Below are 23,709 nucleotides of genomic sequence, written 5' to 3' on the forward strand. Positions count from 1 at the left end.
GGCTCGAGGCCATTCGGTCCTACTCGGGATACACCCAGGCTGTGAGCGGTGGTAGCTAATCACCCCTCACTGGAGAGACACAAGGTCCTACGCCAGGGATGGCGTCGGTAGCGCCCAGGGAGGGGTTCACAGCGCCTCCTCGAAGGCCTTCCCCCGGATCAGCCCCGAGCAGTTGCCAGCAGTCGATGTGCCGCCTTGCGTGGCGCGTTGAGGGTGCGATAATGCCAGCCACTTCACATTTTTCGCGCCGCGCCTGGCCTCGACGGGCAGGGCGGTGAAACACCACAAGGCCGCCCGCCAATGAATCCGAACTATCTCGACTTCGAACAGCCCATCGCCGAGCTCCAGGCCAAGATCGAGGAGCTGCGGCTGGTCGGCAACGACAGCCAGGTCAACCTGAGCGACGAGATCGGCCGACTCGAGGAGAAGAGCCGCAAGCTCACCGAGTCGATCTTCAAGGACCTCAGTCCCTGGCAGGTCTCGCAGCTCTCGCGCCATCCCCAGCGCCCCTACACCCTGGACTACCTGGAGCACGTCTTCAGCGACTTCGACGAGCTGCACGGCGATCGCAAGTTCGCCGACGATGCCGCCATCGTCGGCGGCGTGGCGCGCCTCGACGACCGGCCGGTGATGGTGATCGGCCACCAGAAGGGGCGCGACGTCCACGAGAAGGTGCGCCGCAACTTCGGCATGCCGCGCCCCGAGGGCTACCGCAAGGCCTGCCGCCTGATGGAGATGGCCGAGCGCTTCAAGATGCCGGTGCTGACCTTCATCGACACCCCGGGGGCCTATCCCGGCATCGACGCCGAGGAGCGCGGTCAGTCCGAGGCCATCGCCTACAACCTGGCGGTGATGTCGCGCCTGCGCACGCCGATCGTCGCCACCGTGGTCGGCGAGGGCGGATCCGGCGGGGCGCTGGCCATCGGCGTCTGCGACGAGCTGGCCATGCTGCAGTACTCCACCTACTCGGTGATCTCCCCCGAGGGCTGCGCCTCCATCCTCTGGAAGAGCGCCGAGAAGGCTTCCGATGCCGCCCAGGCCATGGGCATCACCGCCGAGCGCCTCAAGGAGCTGGGGCTGGTCGATACCCTGATTCCCGAGCCCCTCGGCGGCGCCCACCGCCACCCGGTGACCACCGCCGAGCGGATCAAGGCCTCGCTGCAGGCAAGCCTCGACCGCCTGGAGGCGCTGGACACGGACCAGATGCTGGCGCGTCGCTACGAGCGCCTGATGAGCTACGGGGCACCTGCCTAAGGGGAAACCATGCCCCTGCAACGCCGTATCGATCGCGCCCTGGCGGCTACCCCGCCGGGGCGCTGCGTCTGGGTGGCCCTCTCCGGGGGGCTCGACTCCTCGCTGCTGCTGGCGCTCACCGCGGAGGCCTGTCGGCGCCATCCGCGCCCCCTGCGCGCCCTGCATGTCCACCATGGGCTGCAGCCCGCCGCCGATGGCTTCGAGCGACACTGCCGGCGGCTCTGTTCGCGCCTCGGTGTGCCGCTGTTCGTGGAAGGTGTCGCCGTCGACCGGGCCGCCGGACAGGGCCTGGAAGGGGCGGCCCGGGAGGCGCGCTATGTCGCCTTCGCCCGGCGCGTGACGCCCGGCGAGAGCCTCTGGCTGGCCCAGCATCGGGATGACCAGGCCGAGACCTTCCTGCTGGCCGCCCTGCGCGGCAGCGGGGTGCGCGGCCTGGCCGGGATGGCGGCGTGTCGCGACTGGCGGGACCGGCGGCTCGAGCGCCCGTTGCTCGGTGTCGCACGCTCGACCCTCGAGGCCGAGGCGGGGCGCCGGGGCCTGGCCTGGGTGGAGGACCCCTCCAACGACGACCAGAGCCTCGATCGCAACTTCCTGCGCCATGGCGTGCTGCCACTGCTGGCGTCCCGCTGGCCCCATGCCGGCGCGGCCCTCTCCCGCAGCGCGGCGCTGGCCGGCGAGGCCGACGCCCTGCTCGACGACCTCGCCGAACTCGATCTCGAGCGCCTGGGCGGCGAGGCGGCGTGCCTGCCGGTTCCGGGCCTGGCAGCGTTCTCCGGCCCTCGACGACGCCTGCTGGTGCGCCACTGCTGCGCGCGGCTTGGCCTGGCGCGGCCGCCGTCGAGGCGTCTCGAGACGCTGCTGGCCCAGCTGGGTGCCGGGGAGGATGCCGAGGTGCGGGTGGCCTGGTCCGGTGCCGAGGCCAGGGTCTGGCGAGGGCGGCTCCACCTGCTCGTGCCCCCTGACGTCCTGCCGGCCGACTGGCAGACGGAGTGGGATGGCCATTCGCCGCTGGTGACGCCGCTCGGCGAGGTGCGGGTCGCGCTGGGCCGGGCCGACGGTGCAGCGGCGCGCCTGCGGATGGTGCCGCGGCAGGGAGGCGAGCGACTGCGGCTGCCCGGCCGTGGCCGGCGCGACCTCAAGCGGCTGCTGCAGGAACTCGGCGTGCCGCCCTGGGTGCGCGAGCGGCTGCTGGTGGCCCGGGCGGGCGACGCGCCGGTGGCGGTACTCGATCCGGTGGAGCAGGCGTGGCTGGCGCTCGCCGAGGGCTGGATCAGCCGCGCAGCACCAGGGGGAAGTCCGCGGCCTGCTGGTAGGCCGCTTCCTGCTCCAGGTCGTTGAGCAGCAGCGCCGGGGGCTCCTCGCCGGCCAGCGTCAGCGTCAGCGTCTCGCCCTCGGCCTCGAGCCGGGGCACGGCGGGGGGCTGCTCGGGCCGGGAGTGGTTGAGGATCACCGCCAGCCGAAGCAGCCGCGCCAGGCGGGCGTGGGGACGGCGTTCCGACTCGGGCAGGGCCTGCCACTCCTTGACCGGGAACTTGCGGCGGTGGGCGCGTACCAGGAAGGCCAGCAGGCGCTGCTCGGGACGCGAGAAGCCGGCCAGGTCGGAGTACTCCAGCAGGTAGGCACCATGGCGGTGGAACTGGCTGTGCGAGATGGCCAGGCCGATCTCGTGCAGGCGGCTGCCCCAGTCGAGGAAGCGCGCCTGGTCGTCGTCGAGCCCCCAGGCCCCGCGGACCTGCTCGAGCAGGGCACCGGCGGTGGCCGCCACGTTGTCGGCCTGGCGGCCGTCCACCTGGTAGTTGCGGGCCAGGCCGTCCAGGGTCTTGAGGCGCGAGTCCTCGGGACTGTTGCGCCCCACCATGTCGTAGAGCACCCCCTCGCGCAGGGCGCCGTCGGCATAGCGCATCCGCTCCAGCTCGAAGGCCTCAAAGATCGCACCGAGGATCGCCACCCCGGCCGGGAAGACCCGCGAGCGGTCGGCCTTGAGACCCTCCATGGCGACCTTGTCCAGCTTCTTGCACTTGATCAGGCGCTTGCGCAGGGCGGCCAGGCCGTCGCGGGTGATCACCCCCTCCGGGGCATCGCCGGCGGCCGCGATCACCGCGGCTGCCGCCTTGATGGTGCCGCTGGACCCGACTGGATCCGCCCAGCCCAGGCGCTGGTAGGGGCGCTGGATGTTGGCCAACTCCGAGAGGGCGGCGAGCTCCGCCTTGCGCATGCGCTTCTCGCTGATCTCGCCCCCCTCGAAGAAGCGACGGGTGAAGGTCACGCAGCCCATGCGCAGGCTCTCCAGCGCCAGGGGCTCGAAGCGCTCGCCGATGATGAACTCCGTGGAGCCGCCACCGATGTCGACGATCAGCCGGCGGCCGTCCTCGGCCAGGGCGTGGGCCGCGCCCAGGTAGATCAGGCGGGCCTCCTCGCGGCCGGCAATGATCTCGATGCGGTGGCCGAGCAGGGCCTCGGCGCGCTCGATCAGCACCTGGCTGTTGGTCGCGTCGCGCAGCGCGTTGGTGCCCACCACCCGCAGATGGCCCGGGGTGATGTCCTCGAGGAAGGGGGCGAAGCGGGCCAGGCAGTCCAGGGCGCGCTGCATGGCCGCCTCGCCGAGGTGGCCGTCGTCGTCGAGGCCGGCGGCCAGCTGGACCTTCTCGCCGAGGCGGGCCACCACCTGCAGGCGGTCGTCCTGGTAGTTGGCCACCAGCAGGTGGAAGCTGTTGGAGCCGAGGTCGATGGCGGCGAGCCGGGTGGGATCGCCGGCCACGGCAGCCGGAAGTGGGGCGGCAGCGGAGGGCGCCGGGTCCTGTGGCGAGGTCATGGCAGTTCCTTCGGATCGGTCAGGGGCAAGGGTGCGCGGCGCTCCCGGTCGTGTCAATTGTCGCCGGTCCCGGGGCTTGCGTTCGCCCGCCGCCTTGACTAGTATCGGGTCGTTCGCCTGTTCCGAATGCTTCCCGACCGTCTCGCGGCGATCCCGTCACGGTCAGTTTCCAAGTCGTCAGACAGCCCACTGCTTCAGCCCGCGATCCCGGCCGCCTGGCCCGGACCCGCAGGTCAGGCGAAAACGAACCTGCTTCCTCGCTTCCGATATCGGCCCGGCAACCCCAGAGTGCGGTCGCTAGCCCATGGCCATTCGATGCAGCATGACGAGAGGTAGCCTGTCCGGGCTCTGAACGCATCCACAGGGCGTCATCGTCTCGCCTCCTGTCTTTCCTCACGGCGCACTGCCCTCACGGCGCACTGCCGCCCGGCTTCCACGAGCGAATTCTGAACACACCGATGAATCTTACCGAACTCAAGCAAAAGCCAGTGCCGGAGCTTCTGGAGACTGCCCGCGAGATGGGCATCGACAACCTGGCACGCTCCCGCAAGCAGGACATCATCTTCGCCATCCTCAAGAAGCACGCCAAGAGCGGCGAGCCGATCTTCGGCGATGGTGTGCTGGAGATCCTGCAGGATGGATTCGGCTTCCTGCGCAGCGCCGACAGCTCCTACCTGGCCGGCCCCGACGACATCTACGTCTCGCCCTCCCAGATCCGGCGCTTCAACCTGCGCAAGGGCGACTCCATCTCCGGCAAGATTCGCCCGCCGAAGGAAGGGGAGCGCTACTTCGCGCTGCTCAAGGTCAGCGAGATCAACTTCGACAAGCCGGAGAACGCCAAGCACAAGATCCTCTTCGAGAACCTCACGCCGCTGTTCCCCCAGGAACGGCTGCGCATGGAGATCGGTAACGGCTCCACCGAGGACCTCACGGCGCGGATCATCGACCTGGTGGCGCCCATCGGCAAGGGCCAGCGCGGCCTGCTGGTCTCCCCGCCCAAGGCGGGCAAGACCCTGATGCTGCAGAACATCGCCACCTCGATCACCCGCAACAATCCCGAGTGCCACCTGATCGTGCTGCTGATCGACGAGCGGCCGGAGGAGGTGACCGAGATGTCGCGTACGGTGCGCGGCGAGGTGGTGGCCTCGACCTTCGACGAGCCGCCGGCCCGCCACGTGCAGGTCGCCGAGATGGTGATCGAGAAGGCCAAGCGCCTGGTGGAGCACAAGAAGGACGTGGTGATCCTGCTCGATTCCATCACCCGCCTGGCGCGGGCCTACAACACCGTGGTGCCGAGCTCCGGCAAGGTGCTGACCGGCGGCGTCGATGCCCACGCCCTGGAGAAGCCCAAGCGCTTCTTCGGTGCGGCGCGCAACATCGAGGAGGGCGGCAGCCTGACCATCATCGCCACGGCGCTGGTCGACACCGGCTCCAAGATGGACGAGGTGATCTTCGAGGAGTTCAAGGGCACCGGCAACATGGAGGCGCACCTGGACCGCAAGCTGGCCGAGCGTCGCGTCTACCCGGCGATCAACATCCGCCGCTCCGGCACCCGCCGCGAGGACCTGATCGCCTCCGAGGACGAGATGCAGCGCATGTGGATCCTGCGCAAGCTGCTCAACCCCATGGAGGACACCGCGGCCACCGAGTTCCTGATCGACCGCCTGAAGGATACCAAGACCAACCTCGAGTTCTTCGAGGCCATGAAGCGGCGCTGATCGCGATCGCCGGGAATGCCACACCGCGGCTTGCCCGGCGACAGGCCTGCGAGGGGGCGCTGTAAACCCGTCCCTGGGCGCTACCGATGCCATCCCTGGCATAGGACCCCCTCTTCGGCCTGTCCCCGGCGCCGCTCACCATGGCGATCCAGCAGACGTATTCAAGGGGCATGCTATGCTGCCCCTTTCGTCATTCCGGAACCGGGAAATCCGAATGAAGTACAAGGACCTGCGCGAGTTCATCGCGGTGCTCGAGGCCCAGGGCGAGCTCAAGCGCATCACCGCCGAGGTCGACCCCTACCTCGAGATCACCGAGATCTGCGACCGGACCCTGCGCGCCGGGGGCCCGGCGCTGCTGTTCGAGAACGTCAAGGGCCACACCATGCCGCTGCTCGGCAACCTGTTCGGCACCCCGAAGCGGGTGGCCATGGGCATGGGCCAGGACTCGGTCGCCGCCCTGCGCGAGGTGGGGGAGCTGCTCGCCTTCCTCAAGGAGCCCGACCCCCCCAAGGGCTTTCGCGACGCCTGGAGCAAGCTGCCGATCTTCCGGCAGGTGATGAGCATGGGGCCGAAGACGGTGCGCTCGGCGCCGGTGCAGGCGCTGGCCTTTGATGGCGACGAGGTCGACCTCGACCGCCTGCCGATCCAGCACTGCTGGCCTGGCGACGCCGCGCCGCTGGTCACCTGGCCGCTGGTGATCACCAAGGGGCCCCACAAGACCCGCCAGAACCTCGGCATCTACCGCCAGCAGAAGCTCGGCCGCAACCGCCTGATCATGCGCTGGCTCTCCCATCGTGGCGGGGCACTCGACTTCCAGGAGTTCCAGCAGGCCCACCCCGGCGAGCCCTTCCCGGTGGCGGTGGCGCTGGGCGCCGACCCGGCCACCATCCTCGGCGCGGTGACGCCGGTGCCCGACAGCCTCTCCGAGTACGCCTTCGCGGGGCTCTTGAGAGGCTCGCGCACCGAGCTGGTCAAGTGTGGTCATGCCGATCTGGAGGTACCTGCATCAGCAGAAATCATTCTGGAAGGCTTTATCTATCCCGACGACATGGCGCCCGAGGGCCCCTACGGCGACCATACCGGCTACTACAACGAGGTCGAGCAGTTCCCGGTGTTCACGGTGACGCGCATGACCATGCGCGAGAACGCCATCTACCACTCCACCTACACCGGTCGCCCGCCCGACGAGCCGGCGATCCTGGGGCTGGCGCTGAACGAGGTGTTCGTGCCCATCCTGCGCCGCCAGTTCCCCGAGATCGTCGACTTCTACCTGCCGCCTGAGGGCTGCTCCTACCGCATGGCGGTGGTGACCATGAAGAAGCAGTACCCGGGCCACGCCAAGCGGGTGATGATGGGGGTGTGGAGCTTCCTGCGCCAGTTCATGTACACCAAGTTCGTGGTGGTGCTCGACGACGACGTCTGTGCCCGGGACTGGAAGGACGTGATCTGGGCCATCACCACGCGCATGGACCCCGCCCGGGATACCGTGATGGTGGAGAACACCCCCATCGACTACCTGGACTTCGCCTCCCCCGTGGCGGGGCTCGGCTCCAAGATGGGCCTGGACGCCACCAGCAAGTGGCCCGGCGAGACCGACCGCGAGTGGGGCACGCCCATCGTCATGGACGAGGCCGTCAAGGCCCGCGTCAGCGAGCGCTGGAACGAGCTGGGCATCGACTCCCCGGACAACACGACATTCTGACAACTTCATGAGGCTTTCATGACGCCAAGGACCCTGACCTGCCTGGTCACCGAGGTCGAGGATCTCACCCCGGACGTCTTCCGCGTCCAGCTGGAGGGCCGGCCCGAGGCCGTGGCCCATGAGCCCGGCCAGTACCTGGAACTGAAGCTGGAGGAGGGCCTCTGGGTGCCGTTCTCCATCGCCAATGCCCACGGCGGCGATGGCGGGATCGAGCTGCACATCCAGCACTGGCCGGAGCGGGAGAACTCCGCCCGGCTGCGCGAGCTGATGCAGGTGGCCGAGCGGCTGACCCTGCGCCTGCCCGGCGGCGACTGCATCCTCGACCCGGACAGCACGCGCCCCCTGCTGCTGGTCGCGGCCGGCACCGGCTTTGCGCAGATGAAGGCGATCGTCGAGGCGGCGCTGCATGCCGACCCGGCACGCGAGATCGACCTCTGGTGGGCGGCTCGCGAGCGTCGCGACCTCTACCTGGAGCGCCTGCCCCGGGAGTGGGCCGAGGGCCATCCCAATGTCCGCTTCCATGCCGTGACCGAGGTCGCGCCCGAGGAGGCCCTGACGGGAGAGCGCGTCATCGGCCACCGCGGCCGCATCGACCACGCCCTGGCGACGGCCCTCGATGACATCTCGGGGCATGACGTCTATGTCTCCGGCTCGCCGGGCATGGTCTACGCCTGCGTGGACGTGCTCGCCTCGCTGGGGCTTTCGCCCTCACGAGTCTTCTCGGATGTCTTCGCCTATGCGCCGCGGGACCCCATCGTGCCCACCGCGGGCAGCCTGCGCCGGGAGTCCGGCCCATGAGCGCCTCGCCGATTCTGATCACCGGCGGCGCCCAGCGCCTGGGACGCCACTGTGCCGAGCGCCTGCGTGACGACGGCCATCCGGTGATCATCAGCTATCGCCGCGAGCGCCCCGAGCTGGACGCGCTGCGTGAGCGGGGCATCGTCACCCTGCCGGCCGACTTCGCGACGGAGGCGGGCATCCTCGATTTCCTCGCCCGGCTCAGGGCCGAGACGCCATCGCTGCGGGCCATCGTCCACAACGCCAGCGACTGGGCGCCCGACTCCAGCGGCCCCGAGGCGGGAGCCACCTTCGAGCGGCTGTTTCGCATCCACATGCTGGCGCCCTACCTGATCAACCTGCACGCTCGGGCGCTGCTCGAGGCGTGCAGCGAGCCCCAGCGCGACATCGTGCACATGACCGACTACGTGGTGCAGAAGGGCTCGCGAAAGCACGCCGCCTACGCCGCCACCAAGGCGGGGCTGGACAACCTGACGCTCTCCTTCGCCGCCATGTACGCCCCTGAGATCCAGGTCAATGCCATCGCCCCGGCGATGATCATGCTCAACGAGGGTGACGACGAGGCCTACGCCGAGAAGGCCCGCGCCAAGTCGGCGATGGAGATGATTCCCGGCCCCGGGGTGATCTATCAGAGCCTGCGCTACCTGCTCGACAATCGCTACGTCACCGGCGTCACCCTGCCGGTGGACGGCGGGCGCCACCTGCGCTGAGCCTGCGACCATCGGTGCCGTGCCGGAGGCGGCGATCTTCGCTAGAATGCAGCCCTAACCTGACAAGATAGCCTGACACGATAGTAAGGAGTGACACATGGCGGGACACGACACGAACTTCAAGGACGACAGCGGCCTGCTCTCCGTGGTGCTCGGCCTGGTGGTACTGGTGGCCATGAGCTGCCTGCCGGCCACCATCGGCTGGTACCAGCTGTTCGCCGGCTGAGCGGGCGGCCCTTGCCAGCCATGCCGCAATGCGGCAGGATGTGACGAGACCTCAGGAGCGCCCCATGACCATGCCCCGCCGTGCCCAGCCCACCTCTCGCGTTGCCTACCATGGCAAGGTGTCGTTCGCGGTGCGCGGCGACTGGCATGGCTATTGGTTTACCCCCGGGGTGCCCGTGGCCATGTCCTGAGCGCAAGACGCGACATCGCCGGGAGGCACCCCCCCACCAGGGCCGCCTCCGCCAGAACCCCCGGACGGCCGCCCCGCCCGGGGGTTCTGCGTTTCGGGGAGCGTGAACCACCAGATGACATCAAGGAGAGAGACCATGACTGCAGCCATCGCCATCCGCCAGACCCGGGGCTTCGCGGGCTATTACGGCTACTGGCGATTTAGCGAGCTGCGGTCGGCCCACTCCGCCATGCCCGGCCGTAGCGAGATCGATGGCACCCGACCGACACGATGTATGACCGCTACCCGGAGCTGATGACGCCATGAACGCTTCCCTTGCCGCCGCCCTCCCGACCGAGCCCCTGCACCGCGCCGCCGCCCCGGCCAGGCCGCTGCCCACCCCCGGCGAGCTGCGCCGCGAGCTGCCGCTCTCCCCGGCGCTGGCGGCCCGGATCGAGGCCCAGCGCCACGCCATCCACGAGATCCTTGCTGGCCGCGACGACCGACTGCTGGTGGTGGTCGGCCCCTGCTCCATCCACGATCCCGAGGCGGCCCTGGAGTATGCCCGCCGCCTGGCCGAGCTGGCCCCGTGCATCTCGGACCGGCTGCTGACGGTGATGCGGGTCTACGTGGAGAAGCCGCGCACCACCGTGGGCTGGAAGGGGCTGGCCTACGATCCCGATCTCGACGGCTCAGGCGACATGGCCCGTGGCCTGGCGGTCTCGCGGCGGCTGATGCGCGAGGTGGCCGAGCTGGGGCTGCCGGTGGCCACCGAGCTGCTGCAGCCGATGCTCTCTCCCTACCTGGAGGACCTGCTCTCCTGGGTGGCCATCGGGGCCCGCACCACCGAGTCGCAGCTGCACCGCGAGCTGGCCAGCGGCCTGGAGGCGGCGGTGGGCTTCAAGAACGCCACCAGCGGCGACATCGGCGTGGCGCTGGATGCCATGCGTGCCGCAGCGCACCCCCACAGCCACTTCGCCATGGATCCCGAGGGCCGCCCGGCGATCCGCGACACCGCGGGCAATCCCCATACTCAGCTGGTGCTGCGCGGCGGCCATGGCGAGCCCAACTACCAGGCCCCCCACGTCCATGCGGCGCGCCGCGCCCTGGAGGACGCCGGCCTGTCCCCGCGGCTGATGGTCGACTGCAGCCACGCCAATGCGCGCAAGGACCACCGCCGCCAGAGCGAGGTACTGCTCGACGTGCTGGCCCAGCGCCAGGCCGGCGAGACGGCGCTGGCGGGGCTGATGCTCGAGAGCCATCTCCACGAGGGAAAGCAGCCGCTGCAACCGGGCCGGCTGCGCCACGGGGTCTCGGTCACCGATGCCTGCCTTGGCTGGGAGACCACCGAGCACCTGCTGCTCACGGCCGCCGAGCGGCTGCGCTAGCCCTGTACCGCGGGGGGCGATGTCGGGATAATGCCGTCGATTGCCGATTCGCTACCCGGAGCTCCCCATGTCGTCCATGCCGTTCCAGTTCGAGGACCACGACCCCGAGACCTACCGCCGCAAGGGCCGTTTCATCAGCCTGGCCATGGCCGGCCAACTGGTCGTCTTCGGGCTGGTGTTCGTCCAGCTGCTGCAGGCCACCTTCAACGGCGGCTTCTGGCTCAACGTGCTGGGCGTGCTGCTGGGGCTGGTCGCGACCAGCCTGGTGTTCGCGGTACTGCGCGAGCGCCCCTGGATGGCCGAGGTGCGCTATGTCTGGCAGCTCAAGCACCAGCTCTCCCGGGTCAGCGGCTACCTGCCGGCGCTGCGCCGCGGCATGGCAGAGGGCAACGACACCGCAATGGCGGTGCTCGCCTTCTACCACCAGGGCATGGCCCAGCTCGCCGAGCTCAACGGCCGCACCCTGGATGACGATGCCGAGTTGCTCGCCGAGCGCGAGGTGGTGCGTGCCGCTCGTCGTGAGCGCGGCCTGCCCGAGCGCGTGGCCGGCCTCGACCCCCATGACCTCGATGCGTTCCGCAAGGGATAGGGAGCGGCCCCCTGTCCCCGACGAGCCCTTTGGCCCCGATGGCGGGCTGATCCCGGTGCTTCATCGCACTGTCACCTTCCTTGCCTAGGCTTTCCTCGTTCCTGAAGGCGTCCCGCACGTCTCGCCCAGCCGACGAGGAAACCCGCATGAGCAAGGAAATCGAGGATCACCGCGTCCTGAACCCCGGCACCAACGAGCCCTTCGCCTCCGTTCTCGAACGCCACGTCTCCCGGCGCAGCGTGATGCGCGGCGGCCTGGGGCTGGCGGCCGCCTCGATGCTGGGCTTCGGCGGCGCCGCCCAGGCGCTGGCCTCCGGGGCCATGCAGAAGACGCCGCTGAGCCTGGCCTTCGAGTCGGTCGCCGGGTCGCGCACCGACGCCGTGGTGGTGCCGTCGGGCTACACCGCCCAGGTGCTGGTGCCCTGGGGCACGCCGCTTTCGGGCGAGGCGCCAGCGTGGGGCGACGAGTTGGCCATGACCGCGGAACGCCAGGCAGCCAGCGTGGGCATGCATCACGACGGCATGCACGGCTTCCCTCTGGACGCGGAGAACGCCTCGCGGCGCTTCGTGCTGGCGCTGAACAACGAGTACATCGACCAGCAGGCGCTGTGGGCGCCCCAGGGTGGCCCCACCAATGCCGAGGCGGGCGCCCGCCCCGCCGAGGAGTCGCGCACCGAGATCAACGCCCACGGCGTGACCCTGGTGGGGGTGAGAAAGGGCGACGATGGTCGCTGGGCCCATGTGCCGGGCTCGCCCTACAACCGTCGCTTCACCAGCGCCACCGAGATGGAGCTCGCCGGCCCGGTGGCCGGCAGCGGCTACGTGAGGACCCGATTCTCGCCGGAGGGACGGCTGGCCCGCGGTACCAACAACAACTGCGGCAACGGCCTCACCCCCTGGGGCACCTACCTGGCCTGCGAGGAGAACTGGCCCAACATCTTCGTCAACACCGGCGAGCGCTTCCCCGATGATGCCCGCATCGGCATTCCCACCGAGCGCGGCCGCTACGGCTGGGAGACCTCGGCGGGCGACCCCTCCGAGAAGAACGACGAGTTTGCCCGCTTCGATATCACGCCGCGCGGCGCCGATGCCGGCGAGGATTACCGCAACGAGGCGCGCACCTTCGGCTACCAGGTGGAGATCGATCCCTACGATGGCAGTCGCCGCGCCGTGAAGCGCACCGCCCTGGGCCGCTTCCGCCACGAGGGGTGCTGGCTGGGCAAGCTCGAGCCGGGCAAGCCAGTGGTCTTCTATTCGGGCCACGATGCCCGCAACGAGTACATCTACAAGTTCGTCTCCGCCGCCGCCTGGGATCCGGCCGATGCCAACCGTCCCGGTGCGGCCTATGACCGCCTGGAGATCGGTGCCAAGTACCTGGATCAAGGTGTGCTCTACGCCGCCCGCTTCGATGCCGATGGCAGCGGCGAGTGGCTGGCGCTGACGCCGGATGCGCGGACCCGAGATGGCCGTCGCCTCCACGCGGCCCTGGGCCTGGCCGCCGACGACCTGGCCGGCATCATCATCAATACCTGCGACGCTGCCGACCTGATGGGGGCCACGCCCATGGACCGCCCCGAGTGGGCCAGCGTCGACCCCGCCTCCGGCGAGGTCTACATCACCCTGACCAACAACAGCCAGCGCACCGAAGCCGGCAGCGAGGCGACCTATACCAACGAGGGGAGCGCCATTGATGAACACGGAGTGGGCTTTGCCACCGCGCCGGTCAACGAAGCCAACCCACGCTCCGACAATGGCGCCGGGCATATCATCCGCTGGCGTGAAGGCAGCAATGGAACTCGCTTCGCGTGGGAGGTGTTCGTGTTCGGCGCCGCCGCCGCGGACGGCGACAACCGCTCCGGGCTGACCGCGGCTAACCAGTTCGCGAGCCCCGATGGCCTGTGGTACGACGACCGTGGCGATGGCCAGGGCATCCTGTGGATCCAGACCGACAACGGCTATGAAGGCGTCGCCGAGCACACCAACGACCAGCTGCTGGCGGTGGTGCCGGGCGCCCTGGAGGGCGGGGTAGTCACGGCAGAGAACCAGCAGCACCTCAAGCGCTTCGCCGTGGGTCCCAATGGCTGCGAGGTCACCGGGATCTTCGCCACGCCGGACAGGACCGCGCTGTTCATCAACATCCAGCACCCGGGCAACTGGCCGGCCTCGGAGGATGCCACCGAGGTCACCCAGGGGGACGTGCGCCCGCGGGCGTCCACCGTGGTGATCCAGAAGGAGGATGGCGGACAGGTCGGTGTCTGAGCCCTTCTTTGTCGGCAGCGTCAAGCCACAAGCTTGACGCTGCAATAAACATCGCCTCCGCGGCAAGCGCCGCGGAGGCGATGTCGTCAAGGCTTGGGCTTGCGTCGAACGTCAGGCCCTGGCGGCGTAGGCGAAGAGCAGGGTCTCCTGGGCGCTGATCGGTGCCGCGCCGCCGGGCTGCTGCTTGACATAGAGGCCGTCGCTGCGCAGCAGCCAGCTCTGGCAATTGTCCACCAGGTAGGTCTCGAGGTCCTTGCGGACCCGGGCGGCCAGCTTCCTGTCCAGCAGCGGGAAGCAGGTCTCCACCCGGTGGAACATGTTTCGCGCCATGAAGTCGGCGCTGGAGCCCCAGGTCTCCGGCTTGCCGTCGTTGTGGAAGTGGAACACCCGGGTGTGCTCCAGGAAGCGGCCGATGATCGAGCGCACCCGGATGTTCTCGGAGATGCCGGGAATTCCCGGCCGCAGGCAGCACATGCCGCGGATGATCAGGTCGCACTCCACCCCGGCCCGCGAAGCCCGGTAGAGGGCCTGGATCAGCTTCGGTTCCGTGAGCGAGTTGCACTTGATGATCAGGTGGGCGCGCTTGCCCTTGCGGGCATGCTCGGCCTCGCGGTCGATCCTGGCCACCATCTGCTCGTGCAGGGTGAAGGGGGCGTGGAGCAACTTCTCGATGTGCCGGGCCCGGCCCATGCCGGAGAGCTGCTGGAAGACCTTGTGCACGTCGGCGCAGAGTACCGGGTCGGCGGTCAGCAGGCTGTAGTCGGTGTAGAGCTTGGCGGTCCGCGAGTGGTAGTTGCCGGTGCCCAGGTGGGCATAGTGGCGCAGCTTGCCCCGTTCCCGGCGCACGATGTGCATCATCTTGGCGTGGGTCTTGTAGGCCATCACCCCGTAGATGACGATCGCCCCGGCCTCCTGCAGGCGCGAGGCCAGCGCCAGGTTATCGGCCTCGTCGAAGCGCGCCCTAAGCTCGATCACCACCGTGACCTCCTTGCCGTTGCCGGCGGCCTCGACCAGGGCATTGACGATGGGCGAGTCGGCACCGGTGCGGTAGAGGGTCTGCTTGATGGCCAGCACATCCGGGTCCCGCGCGGCCTCGCCAAGCATCTCCTCCACCGGCGAGAAGGATTGGAAGGGGTGGTGGAGCAGGATGTCGCCATCGGCGATCGCTGCCAGCACGCTGTCGGCCTTGCGCAGTGACTTGGGCAGGCCAGGCGTGAAGGGGCGGTAGAGCAGCTCGGGACGCTCCACGTCGCCCAGTACCGACATCATGCGGGTCAGGTTCACCGGACCGTTGACCCGGAAGAGGTCCGCCTCCTCGAGCTGGAACTGCCGGAGCAGGAACTCGGCCAGCTCGTCCGGGCAGTTGTCGGCCACCTCCAGGCGGACCCCGCTGCCGTAGCGCCGCGACAGCAGCTCGCCGCGCAGCGCCGAGGCGAGGTCGGAGACCTCCTCGGGGTCCACGGAGAGGTCGGCGTTGCGGGTCAGCCGGAACTGGTAGCAGCCGAGCACCGTCATGCCGGGAAAGACCTCTTCGGCATGGGCATGGATCATCGAGGAGAGGAAGACGTACTCGCTGAAGCCCGCCTCGCAGAGCGCCTCGGGCAGGGCGATCACCCTCGGCAGCGAGCGGGGGGCCGGCAGGATGGCCAGGCCTCCCTCGCGGCCGAAGGCATCCTTGCCTTCCAGCTGGACGATGAAGTTGAGGCTCTTGTTGACCAGGCGCGGGAAGGGGTGGGACGGGTCCAGGCCGATGGGGCTGATCACCGGCATGATCTCGGTCTCGAAGTAGTCGCGCACCCAGGCACCCTGGGCCTCGGACCAGTCCCCGCGGCGGCGGAAGCGCAGCCGCTGGGCCTCCAGGGCAGGAATCAGGACCTCGTTGAGGATCTGGTACTGACGCGCCACCTGGGCATGGGCGATCTGGGCGATCTCGGCCAGCACCGAGCGGGGCGAGCGGCCGTCGGCGCCGGTAGCGTCATCGCCGAGCAGGACCTGGTTCTTGAGGCCCGCCACGCGGATCTCGAAGAACTCGTCCATGTTGGACGAGAAGATCAGCAGGAACATCAGCCGGTTGAGCAGTGGATGGGCCTCGTCCAGGGCCTGTTCCAGCACCCGGACGTTGAACTGCAGGTGGGAGAGCTCGCGGTTGAAGTAGAGCCCGGGGTCGGCCAGGTCCGCCTCCGGGTCCGGCAGCGCCTTGGGCTTGATGCCGGTGCGGGTCTGGTTCAGCCGCGGGGCGGGAGGCTCGGGAGGCTCGCCGCCCTGGGGCGGGGAGGGCAGGTCGGGACCGCGTGTCTCTTCCATGGGAGTTCCCTGTCGTCGGGCGGAAGGGCGCTGTCCCTCCCGTCGTCTATGGCGTCGCGAGCAGCCGGGCCGCCCGCTTGGCGAAGTAGGTCAGCACGCCGTCGGCGCCGGCACGCTTGAAGCAGAGCAGCGACTCGAGGATCACCGCGTCCGCCTCCAGCCAGCCGTTCTCGAAGGCGGCCATGTGCATGGCGTACTCGCCGCTCACCTGGTAGGCGAAGGTGGGTACCCTCAGCTCATCCTTCACCCGGCGCACCACGTCCAGGTAGGGCATCCCGGGCTTGATCATCACCATGTCGGCGCCCTCGGCCAGGTCCAGGGCCACCTCGTGGAGCGCCTCGTCGCCGTTGCCCGGATCCATCTGGTAGGTGGTCTTGTCCGCCTTGCCCAGGTTGCCGGCGGAGCCCACGGCGTCGCGGAAGGGGCCGTAGTAGCGCGAGGCGTACTTGGCGCTATAGGCCATGATCCGGGTGTTGACCAGCTGCTCCTGCTCCAGCACGTGGCGGATCGAGCCGATGCGCCCGTCCATCATGTCCGAGGGCGCCACCACGTCGGCTCCCGCCTCGGCGTGGGAGAGTGCCTGCTTGAGCAGGGTCTCCACGGTGCGGTCATTGTGGACATAGCCCGCCTCGTCGAGGATGCCGTCCTGGCCGTGGCTGGTGTAGGGGTCGAGCGCCACGTCGGTGATGATGCCGAGCCCCGGGATCGCCTCCTTGAGGGCGCGCACGCTGCGCTGGACGAGACCCGAGGCGTTGTAGGCCTCCTCGGCCAGTTCGCTCTTCAGCTCCGTGCCCACCACCGGGAAGAGGGCGATGGCCGGAATCCCGAGGGTGAAGGCCTCCCGGGCCTCCTCGATCAGCAGGTCGAGCGACAGCCGCTCGACGCCCGGCATGGAGGGCACCGCCTCGCGCTGGCCCTCGCCCTCTAGCACGAACACCGGCCAGATCAGGTCGGCCGCGGTCAGGGTGTGCTCGCGCATCAGGCGGCGCGAGAAGTCGTCGCGGCGCATGCGGCGCAGGCGCGAGGTCGGGAACTGGCGTGTGGTCATGAAGCTCAAGGCGTCTCTCCGCATAGGGGGATCGGGACCGCCGTCCCGTCATTGTGGCGATGCAGGATGACGGATTGATGACAGCGGCAGTCGAATGCCTCGAGTATATCAGTGTCGCCCGGTGTCGAAAGCCGCGCCTTGTCGCACCCGGACCGACTCTCTAAAGTGAAGGCTTCCGGATTTCAGGGCCTGGCTTCGCCGGGCGCCTACCTTCAAGGAGAAAGGCATGAGCAAACAGGTGGCGGTCATCCTCTCGGGATGTGGGGTGCAGGACGGTGCCGAGATCTACGAGACCACCCTGACCCTGCTGCGCCTCGACCAGCTGGGCCTGGGCTATCGCTGCTTTGCCCCCGATATCGAGCAGCACCACGTCGTCGACCATCGTCGCGGCGAGGTGGCCGAGGGTGAGCGTCGCAACGTGCTGACGGAGTCGGCGCGCCTGGCCCGCGGCGAGATCTCGCCCCTCGACGAGCTCGAGGCGGACGACTTCGATGCGGTCATCCTCCCCGGCGGCTTCGGTGTCGCCAAGAACCTCTCTGACTTCGCCGAGGCGGGGGATGGCATGCAGGTGCTCGACGCGCTCAGCGAGGCGCTGTCCGGCTTCCACGAGGCGCGCAAGCCGATCGGCCTGATGTGCATCAGCCCGGTGCTGGTGCCGCGCCTGCTCGGCCCCGGCATTGCCGTGACCGTGGGGCATGACCCGGGCGTCGCCGGGGCGATCAGCGCCATGGGCGGCCTGCATCGCAGCTGCGGGGTCGAGGACATCGTGGTGGATTTCGAGAACCGCGTGGTGACCACCCCGGCCTACATGCTGGCCACGCGCATCAGCGAGGCCGCCACCGGCATCTTCAAGCTGGTCGATCGCGTCGACGAGCTGATGGATCTGTAAGCTACAAGCGCCGAGCTACAAGCAAACCCCCGAAGGCCGAGACCTTCGGGGGTTTGCTTTTGCTGGCTCGGGTCTTAATCCTGCTGGCCGCTTGGCCGCTTGGCCGCTTGGCCGCTTGGCCGCTTGGCCGCTTGGCCGCTTGGCCGCTTGGCCGCTGGCGCTATTGCTCCGCGTCCTCCTCGTCCTTCTCCCGCTTGCGGCGGACCAGGCGACCGAACAGCAGGCCGACCTCGTAGAGCAGGTACATCGGCACCGCCAGCAGGCTCTGGGAGACGACGTCGGGGGGGGTGAGCAGCATGCCGATCACGAAGCAGCCCAGCACCACGTAGGGACGCTTCCTCGACAGGCTCTCCACCGTGGTGGCGCCCGAGAGGATCAGCAGGAAGGTGGCGATGGGGATCTCGAAGGCGACCCCGAAGGCGAAGAACAGCTTGAGGACGAAGTTCAGGTACTGGTTGATGTCGGTCATCACCGCGACGTTCTCCGGCCCGGTCTGGGTGAAGAACTGGAACAGCAGCGGGAAGACCACGTAGTAGGCGAAGGCGGCGCCGCCGTAGAACAGCGCCACGCTGGAGGCCAGGATCGGCAGGGCCAGCGCCTTCTCGTTGTCGTAGAGCCCCGGGGCCACGAAGGCCCAGGCCTGGTGCAGCACATAGGGGATGGCGGCGAACACCGCCACCACCAGGGTCAGCTTGAAGGGCGCGAGGAAGGGCGAGGCCACCTCGGTGGCGATCATCTGCGAGCCTTCGGGCAGCAGCGCCATCAGCGGCTGGGCGACGAAGGAGTAGATGTCGTTGGCAAAGGCATAGAGGCCCAGGAAGATCACCAGGATCGCGATCACCGCACGCATCAGTCGCGAGCGCAGCTCGATCAGATGCTCGATCAGCGGGGCCTGGTTCTGCTCCTGGGGATCACCGGTCTTGCTCATCGGGGGGCAGAATCCTTGTCGGCGGTAGAGGCATCGGCGGAGCCCTTGGAATCATCGCCCTCGCTGCCCGTGCGGGCCCTGGCGAGGGCGTCGTCGAGCCGCTTCTCGGGCGGGGCAGTGGGCGGGGCCTCGCCGGCGTCGTCACCCGCCGAGCGCTTGCCGCTCTCCTCCTCGGCGATGCTCTCCACGCCGCGCTTGACCTGCTGGACGCCCTCGTCGAGCTTCTTCTGCTGCTCGTTGAGCTTCTGGCGCAGCTCCTCCGCCTCGAGCTGGGCACTGATCTCGCGCTGCATGCCCGAGACGGTGCGCTTGATCTTGCCGATCCACAGCCCCAGGGTGCGCGCGGCCTTGGGCAGGCGCTCGGGTCCCAGCACCAGCAGGCCCACCACGCCGATGAGCATCAGTTCGAGAAAGCCCATATCGAACATGGCGGGTTACTTGCGCTCTTCCTGGTGCTCTTCCTGGTCATGGGCCTTCTTCTCGGCCTTGACGTCGTAGGTGTTGACCTCCTCGTCATGGCTGACGCGGGCCTGGGGATCGTCCGCCTTCTCGCCCTCGTCCTTCTCCTTGTCTTCCTCGTGCATGGCCTTCTTGAAGCCCTTCACGGCGCCGCCCAGGTCGCCGCCGACGTTGCGCAGCTTCTTGGTGCCGAAGATCAGGATGATGATGCCGAGAACGATCAGCAGCTGCCAGATACTGATACCACCTAACATAGTTGCTTCCTCAGGTTGGGGCTCCGGGAGGTCCCGGAAGGGCCAGTTGACGCTAGGGTTGCCGTGCGGCCTTCTCGTCGTGTCCGGAGACACCGAAGCGGCGGGCCAGCTCATCCAGGACCAGGCGGTGGTCGAGGCCCAGGTGCGAGAGCATTACCAGGCTATGAAACCACAGGTCGGCCGTTTCGGCGATCAACGCTTGACGTGACGACGCGTCGCCATGCTCGGCGTCCTTGGCGGCCAGCAGGGTCTCGGTGGCTTCCTCGCCGACCTTCTCGAGTATCTTGTTCAGTCCCTTGTGATGCAAGGCCGCCACATAGGAATCCTGTGGCGCCGCGTGGCGGCGTTCTTCGAGCACAACGTGAAGATGGTCGAGGATGTCGCTCATGGGTGAAGGTTCCGTTGCAGTGGGTGGAAGGACGGGGCGACCCTCAGTGCCAGGCCATCAGCAGCACGCCGAGGGCGGCGGCGGCGAGGGCCGGCCAGGGCTGGCCCGCGGCCCACTCGCTGAGCGGCTGCCAGGCGAGCGCGCCCGCCAGCAGCAGCAGGCCCAGGCGCAGGCGTCGCTGGCTCCTGCCCCGTTGGCTCAGCGCTCGGGAGATACCGCCCATGGCGTCGACCTGGCGGCGCCGCTGGCGGTGCTCCAGCTCGGTGCGGGTGAGGACCTGGTGGGCGAGCACCGGCAGCTCGGGTAGCTGGCGGGAGAGCTCCGGGGCCTGCCGCTTGAGCGACTCCCAGAGGCCGCTGGCGCCGGCGCGCTCCTTCATCCAGCGCTCCAGGTAGGGCTTGGCGGTGCTCCAAAGGTCCAGGTCGGGGTAGAGCTGGCGGCCCAGCCCTTCGATGTTGAGCAGCGTCTTCTGCAGCAGCACCAGCTGTGGCTGGACCTCCATGTTGAAGCGCCGCGCGGTCTGGAACAGGCCCAGCAGCACCTGGCCGAAGGAGATGTCCTTGAGCGGCTTCTCGAGGATCGGCTCGCACACGGTGCGGATCGCCGCGGCAAACTCGTTGGCGCGGGTCCCCTCACCCACCCAGCCGGACTCGATGTGCAGCGCGGCCACCTCATAGTAGTCCTGGTGGAAGAAGGCCAGCAGGTTGCGCGCCAGGTAGTCCTGGTCCTCGCGGGTCAGGCTGCCGACGATGCCGCAGTCGATAGCGATGTACTGCGGGTCCTGGGGATGCTCGAAGGAGACGAAGATGTTGCCCGGGTGCATGTCGGCATGGAAGAAGTTGTCGCGGAACACCTGGGTGAAGAAGATCTCCACGCCGCGTTCGGCCAGCTTCTTGAGGTCGGTACCCTGGGCGAGCAGCGCCGCGGTGTCGGCCACCGGGACCCCGTAGATCCGCTCCTGCACCATCACCCGGCGGTGCGTCAGCCCCCAGTGGATGGCCGGGACGTAGAGCAGCGGCGAGCCCTTGAAGTTGCGCTTGAGCTGGGAGGTGTTGGCGGCCTCCTTGGTGAGGTCGAGCTCGTCGAACAGCGTGGCCTCGTAGTCGCGGACCACCTCCACCGGGCGCAGCCGGCGGGCCTCGGGAATCCGTGCCAGCACGCTGGCGAAGCGATACATCAGCGCCATGTCCTGGCGCATCACGCGCTCTATCCCCGGGCGGATGATCTTGACCACCACGGCCTCGCCCCCGTGCAGCCGGGCGGCATGCACCTGGGCGACGGAGGCCGAGGCCAGGGGCTCGGGCTCGAAGCCGGCGAAGGCCTCCTCCAGCGACATCGCCAGCTCTTCCTCGACCAGGGCCATGGCCTGGTGGCCGGGAAAGGGCGGCACCCGATCCTGGAGCCGCTGCAGCTCGTCGGCGATATCCTCGGGCAGCAGGTCGCGGCGGGTCGAGAGCATCTGGCCGAACTTGACGAAGATCGGCCCCAGTGACTCCAGCGCCAGGCGCAGGCGCTCGCCCCGGGAGCGTTCGCCGATGGGCACCAGGCGCAGCGGGGAGAGCGTGAACAGGCCGCGCAGCCACCAGGGCATCCGCTCCAGCGGCAGCAGGGTGTCGAGCCGGTAGCGGGTGATCACCCAGAAGATGCGCGTGAGCCGCAGGATCATGGGGTCGTCTCCGGCGCCGCCAGGCGGCGTCGCAGCCGCGCCAGGCGCGCCTCGAGGCGGTCGGTGGCGATCTCCATCTCGGTCAGGTGGTCGCGCAGCGCCTCGAGCTGGTGGCGCCCCGGCAGCAGCCGCGCCTCCTCGAAGACGTACTCGCCCACGTCGGCGCAGAACTCCTGGCGAGTGCGCAGGCCCCAGCGGGAGAGGCTGCGCAGCCCCTCGGCCAGGCTATGGGCCGGGATGTCGCCGAGCCAGCGGGCGAGTTCCGCCTCCCAGTCCAGGTCGAGGTCGAGCAGCAGGTCGCGGGTCGCTTCCAGCAGGTGGGTGCGCCCCCGCACGGCGAGCTTGCCCTGGAACATCAGGCGCTCGACGGAGGCCCCGCCCAGCAGTTCGCCGAGGGTCTCGGCATCCAGCTCGACCACCGCGTCGAAGCCCTTCTCGGCGAAGGCTGTCTCATCGGTCAGGTCGGGGCGCAACAGGTCGAGGCCGGCCGGATGGAAGTGGATGGCCAGCGCCAGGGCGGGGCGCTCCAGGCGCAGCAGGATGCGGTGACCGGCCAGCCGGGCCAGGCGCGACGGGGCCGCCGGGTCACGGGCGAGCAGGGCGTTCAGGGTGCGTTCCAGGCCGGCCAGCAGCAGGGTGGGAGACAGCGCCATCATGCCCTCACAGCTTGATGCCGCGGTGCAGGGCGACGATGCCCCCGGTGAGGTTGGTGTACTCGACCCGCTCCAGCCCGGCGGCCTCCATCATCGCCTTGAGGGTCTCCTGGTCGGGGTGCATGCGGATCGACTCGGCCAGGTAGCGGTAGCTGTCGGCGTCGCTTGCCACCAGTTCGCCGATCTTCGGCAGCAGGCGGAAGGAGTACTCGTCGTAGGCCCTGGAGAACAGCGGGTTGCCCGGCTTGGAGAACTCCAGCACCAGCAGCCGGCCGCCGGGCTTGAGCACCCGGGTCATGGAGCGCAGCGCGGCGTCCTTGTCGGTGACGTTGCGCAGCCCGAAGGCGATGGTGATGCAGTCGAAGGTGTTGTCGGGGAAGGGCAGGCACTCGGCGTTGGCCTGGACGTACTCGACGTTGCCGCCGACGCCGCTGTCGAGCAGCTTGTCGCGGCCGACCCGCAGCATGGACTCGTTGATGTCGGCCAGCACCACCCGTCCGCGAGGGCCCACCATGCGCGAGAACTTCCGCGTCAGGTCGCCGGTGCCCCCGGCGATGTCGAGCACGCTGTGGCCCGGGCGCACGCCGGAGCGCTCGATGGTCAGCCGCTTCCAAAGCCGGTGGATGCCCATCGACATCAGGTCGTTCATGACATCGTAGCGGGCCGCCACCGAGTGGAAGACATGGGCCACGCGTGAGGCCTTCTCCTCGACCGGGACTTCCTGGTAGCCGAAGTGGGTGGTGTGCTTGTCACTGGCGCTCATGCCGTGGGGCTCCCGAATCGCTGCAATGGGGGGAGGCCTGGCGGCCTCGCGATGGGCGCCATTGTAGCCTTCCCCGACGGCGATTGTCTTGACGCAGGGAATCACATGAACTGACTCCCGAAGGCGCCGGGGACAGGTCGTAGAGGGGGTCCTATGCCAGGGATGGCATCGGTAGCGCCCAAGGAAGGGTTCACAGCGCCCCCTCGGAGGCCTGTCGCCGGATCAGCCGAGGGGCAGGCTGGTTTTGCTTTCAGAGCTGTTTGATTTCGATGCCCAGTGGCTCCCGGGAGGCGCCGGCCTCTTCCAGGCGGCGCAGGTAGTCGGCCCAGTTGGCCTCGCGCCGCCGGATCAGATCAAAGAGGTAGTCCCAGCTGAAGAGCCCGCTGTCGTGGCCGTCGTCGAAGTGCAGCTTGAGGGCGTAGCGGCCGGTCTGGGTGATGTTCTTCAGGCCCACATGCTTCTTGCCCACCTGCAGGGTGGCGGTATCGGGACCATGGCCGCGCACCTCGGCGGAAGGTGAGAAGACCCGCAGGTACTCCACCGGCAGCCGGTAGCTCTCGCCGCCCTCGTAGGTGAGCTCGAGCTCACGCTCCTTGCGGTGGTAGTGCACTCGGGTGGGAATCGGGGCTGTCATAAGCACCTCCGGTGAGAGGTAAGTCGGAAGAGAGAAGAAGAAAGGCAAGCAGGCTGTGCTCATGCCTTCCCTCTTCAAGGCGCGAAGCGCCGCTCTTCCT

The 23,709-nt window shown here is 68.9% G+C and carries 23 protein-coding genes; 12 read left to right on the top strand and 11 right to left on the bottom strand.

The annotated features are described in order from the left end of the window. The first annotated feature begins 300 nt into the window (after window positions 1–300). Both accA and tilS read left to right on the top strand, forming a co-directional pair. Entirely contained in the window at window positions 301–1,254 is a 954-nt protein-coding gene (gene accA, locus DFP85_RS07365; RefSeq protein WP_133635664.1) for an acetyl-CoA carboxylase carboxyl transferase subunit alpha, read from the top strand. Window positions 1,255–1,263: 9 nt separating this feature from the next. After that, window positions 1,264–2,592, top strand: coding sequence for a tRNA lysidine(34) synthetase TilS (gene tilS, locus DFP85_RS07370; protein ID WP_133635665.1), 1,329 nt, complete (start codon window positions 1,264–1,266; stop codon window positions 2,590–2,592). Here tilS and ppx read toward each other — a convergent pair. After that, window positions 2,525–4,066 carry an exopolyphosphatase gene (gene ppx / locus DFP85_RS07375; RefSeq protein ID WP_133635666.1) on the bottom strand — a complete coding sequence of 514 codons (1,542 nt, stop codon included), beginning with the start codon at window positions 4,064–4,066 and terminating at the stop codon, window positions 2,525–2,527. The genes tilS and ppx overlap by 68 nt on opposite strands. Window positions 4,067–4,524: 458 nt before the next feature. Between ppx and rho the strand changes: the two genes are divergently transcribed. The 9 genes from rho (at window position 4,525) to DFP85_RS07410 (ending at window position 13,623) form a co-directional block, all read left to right on the top strand. Next, on the top strand, window positions 4,525–5,784 hold the full coding sequence (rho, locus tag DFP85_RS07380; RefSeq protein ID WP_133635667.1) for a transcription termination factor Rho: 1,260 nt from the start codon (window positions 4,525–4,527) through the stop codon (window positions 5,782–5,784). Between the two features lie 214 nt (window positions 5,785–5,998). Next, a complete protein-coding gene (gene ubiD / locus DFP85_RS07385; protein WP_133635668.1) occupies window positions 5,999–7,486 on the top strand; it encodes a 4-hydroxy-3-polyprenylbenzoate decarboxylase in 1,488 nt (495 codons plus the stop codon). 18 nt (window positions 7,487–7,504) lie between these two features. Beyond that, entirely contained in the window at window positions 7,505–8,284 is a 780-nt protein-coding gene (locus tag DFP85_RS07390; protein WP_133635669.1) for an NAD(P)H-flavin reductase, read from the top strand. Further along, window positions 8,281–8,994: a dihydromonapterin reductase gene (folM, locus tag DFP85_RS07395; RefSeq protein WP_133635670.1), complete on the top strand. Its 714-nt coding sequence runs from the start codon at window positions 8,281–8,283 to the stop codon at window positions 8,992–8,994. The genes DFP85_RS07390 and folM overlap by 4 nt, the downstream gene beginning before the upstream one ends. A 97-nt stretch (window positions 8,995–9,091) precedes the next feature. Continuing rightward, window positions 9,092–9,220, top strand: a complete 129-nt coding sequence (locus tag DFP85_RS19195) for a hypothetical protein (protein ID WP_278031879.1) — start codon at window positions 9,092–9,094, stop codon at window positions 9,218–9,220. A 64-nt stretch (window positions 9,221–9,284) separates the two neighbouring features. After that, on the top strand, window positions 9,285–9,410 hold the full coding sequence (locus DFP85_RS19200) for a hypothetical protein (protein ID WP_279512924.1): 126 nt from the start codon (window positions 9,285–9,287) through the stop codon (window positions 9,408–9,410). A gap of 301 nt (window positions 9,411–9,711) precedes the next feature. Next, the gene (locus DFP85_RS07400) at window positions 9,712–10,776 is read left to right on the top strand and encodes a 3-deoxy-7-phosphoheptulonate synthase (protein ID WP_133635671.1); all 1,065 of its coding nucleotides are present in this window, start codon (window positions 9,712–9,714) and stop codon (window positions 10,774–10,776) included. Between the two features lie 76 nt (window positions 10,777–10,852). Next, window positions 10,853–11,365 carry a DUF3087 family protein gene (locus DFP85_RS07405; RefSeq protein ID WP_133635821.1) on the top strand — a complete coding sequence of 171 codons (513 nt, stop codon included), beginning with the start codon at window positions 10,853–10,855 and terminating at the stop codon, window positions 11,363–11,365. 146 nt (window positions 11,366–11,511) lie between these two features. Continuing rightward, window positions 11,512–13,623 (top strand): PhoX family protein, encoded by a 2,112-nt coding sequence (locus tag DFP85_RS07410; protein WP_133635672.1) that lies wholly within the window; start codon window positions 11,512–11,514, stop codon window positions 13,621–13,623. A gap of 111 nt (window positions 13,624–13,734) precedes the next feature. On the opposite strand, the gene ppk1 is transcribed toward DFP85_RS07410, so the two are convergent. Beyond that, window positions 13,735–15,927, bottom strand: coding sequence for a polyphosphate kinase 1 (gene ppk1, locus DFP85_RS07415; RefSeq protein ID WP_133635673.1), 2,193 nt, complete (start codon window positions 15,925–15,927; stop codon window positions 13,735–13,737). Between the two features lie 46 nt (window positions 15,928–15,973). Then, a complete protein-coding gene (hemB, locus tag DFP85_RS07420; protein WP_424955086.1) occupies window positions 15,974–16,975 on the bottom strand; it encodes a porphobilinogen synthase in 1,002 nt (333 codons plus the stop codon). 226 nt (window positions 16,976–17,201) lie between these two features. On the opposite strand from hemB, the gene elbB reads away from it, so the two are divergent. After that, window positions 17,202–17,864 carry an isoprenoid biosynthesis glyoxalase ElbB gene (gene elbB / locus DFP85_RS07425; protein WP_133635675.1) on the top strand — a complete coding sequence of 221 codons (663 nt, stop codon included), beginning with the start codon at window positions 17,202–17,204 and terminating at the stop codon, window positions 17,862–17,864. 160 nt (window positions 17,865–18,024) lie between these two features. Here the strand turns inward: elbB and tatC are convergent, their stop codons facing one another. The 8 genes from tatC to DFP85_RS07465 all read right to left on the bottom strand — a co-directional run bounded on the left by tatC (window position 18,025) and on the right by DFP85_RS07465 (window position 23,609). Continuing rightward, complete coding sequence (tatC, locus tag DFP85_RS07430; RefSeq protein ID WP_133635676.1) at window positions 18,025–18,792, bottom strand: twin-arginine translocase subunit TatC; 768 nt, start codon at window positions 18,790–18,792, stop codon at window positions 18,025–18,027. Continuing rightward, window positions 18,789–19,220 (bottom strand): Sec-independent protein translocase protein TatB, encoded by a 432-nt coding sequence (gene tatB / locus DFP85_RS07435; RefSeq protein WP_133635677.1) that lies wholly within the window; start codon window positions 19,218–19,220, stop codon window positions 18,789–18,791. The genes tatC and tatB overlap by 4 nt, the downstream gene beginning before the upstream one ends. Window positions 19,221–19,226: 6 nt before the next feature. After that, window positions 19,227–19,505, bottom strand: coding sequence for a Sec-independent protein translocase subunit TatA (gene tatA, locus DFP85_RS07440; RefSeq protein WP_133635678.1), 279 nt, complete (start codon window positions 19,503–19,505; stop codon window positions 19,227–19,229). 52 nt (window positions 19,506–19,557) lie between these two features. Then, entirely contained in the window at window positions 19,558–19,893 is a 336-nt protein-coding gene (locus tag DFP85_RS07445) for a phosphoribosyl-ATP diphosphatase (RefSeq protein WP_133635679.1), read from the bottom strand. Between the two features lie 43 nt (window positions 19,894–19,936). Continuing rightward, window positions 19,937–21,559, bottom strand: coding sequence for a ubiquinone biosynthesis regulatory protein kinase UbiB (gene ubiB, locus DFP85_RS07450; protein ID WP_133635680.1), 1,623 nt, complete (start codon window positions 21,557–21,559; stop codon window positions 19,937–19,939). Then, window positions 21,556–22,212, bottom strand: coding sequence for a ubiquinone biosynthesis accessory factor UbiJ (locus DFP85_RS07455; RefSeq protein WP_133635681.1), 657 nt, complete (start codon window positions 22,210–22,212; stop codon window positions 21,556–21,558). The genes ubiB and DFP85_RS07455 overlap by 4 nt, the downstream gene beginning before the upstream one ends. 7 nt (window positions 22,213–22,219) lie before the next feature. Next, complete coding sequence (ubiE, locus tag DFP85_RS07460) at window positions 22,220–22,975, bottom strand: bifunctional demethylmenaquinone methyltransferase/2-methoxy-6-polyprenyl-1,4-benzoquinol methylase UbiE (RefSeq protein ID WP_133635682.1); 756 nt, start codon at window positions 22,973–22,975, stop codon at window positions 22,220–22,222. 250 nt (window positions 22,976–23,225) lie between these two features. Continuing rightward, window positions 23,226–23,609: a gamma-butyrobetaine hydroxylase family protein gene (locus DFP85_RS07465; RefSeq protein WP_133635683.1), complete on the bottom strand. Its 384-nt coding sequence runs from the start codon at window positions 23,607–23,609 to the stop codon at window positions 23,226–23,228. Between the last annotated feature and the right edge of the window lie 100 nt (window positions 23,610–23,709).

Source organism: Halomonas ventosae, from assembly GCF_004363555.1.
GTDB classification, from domain to species: domain Bacteria; phylum Pseudomonadota; class Gammaproteobacteria; order Pseudomonadales; family Halomonadaceae; genus Halomonas; species Halomonas ventosae.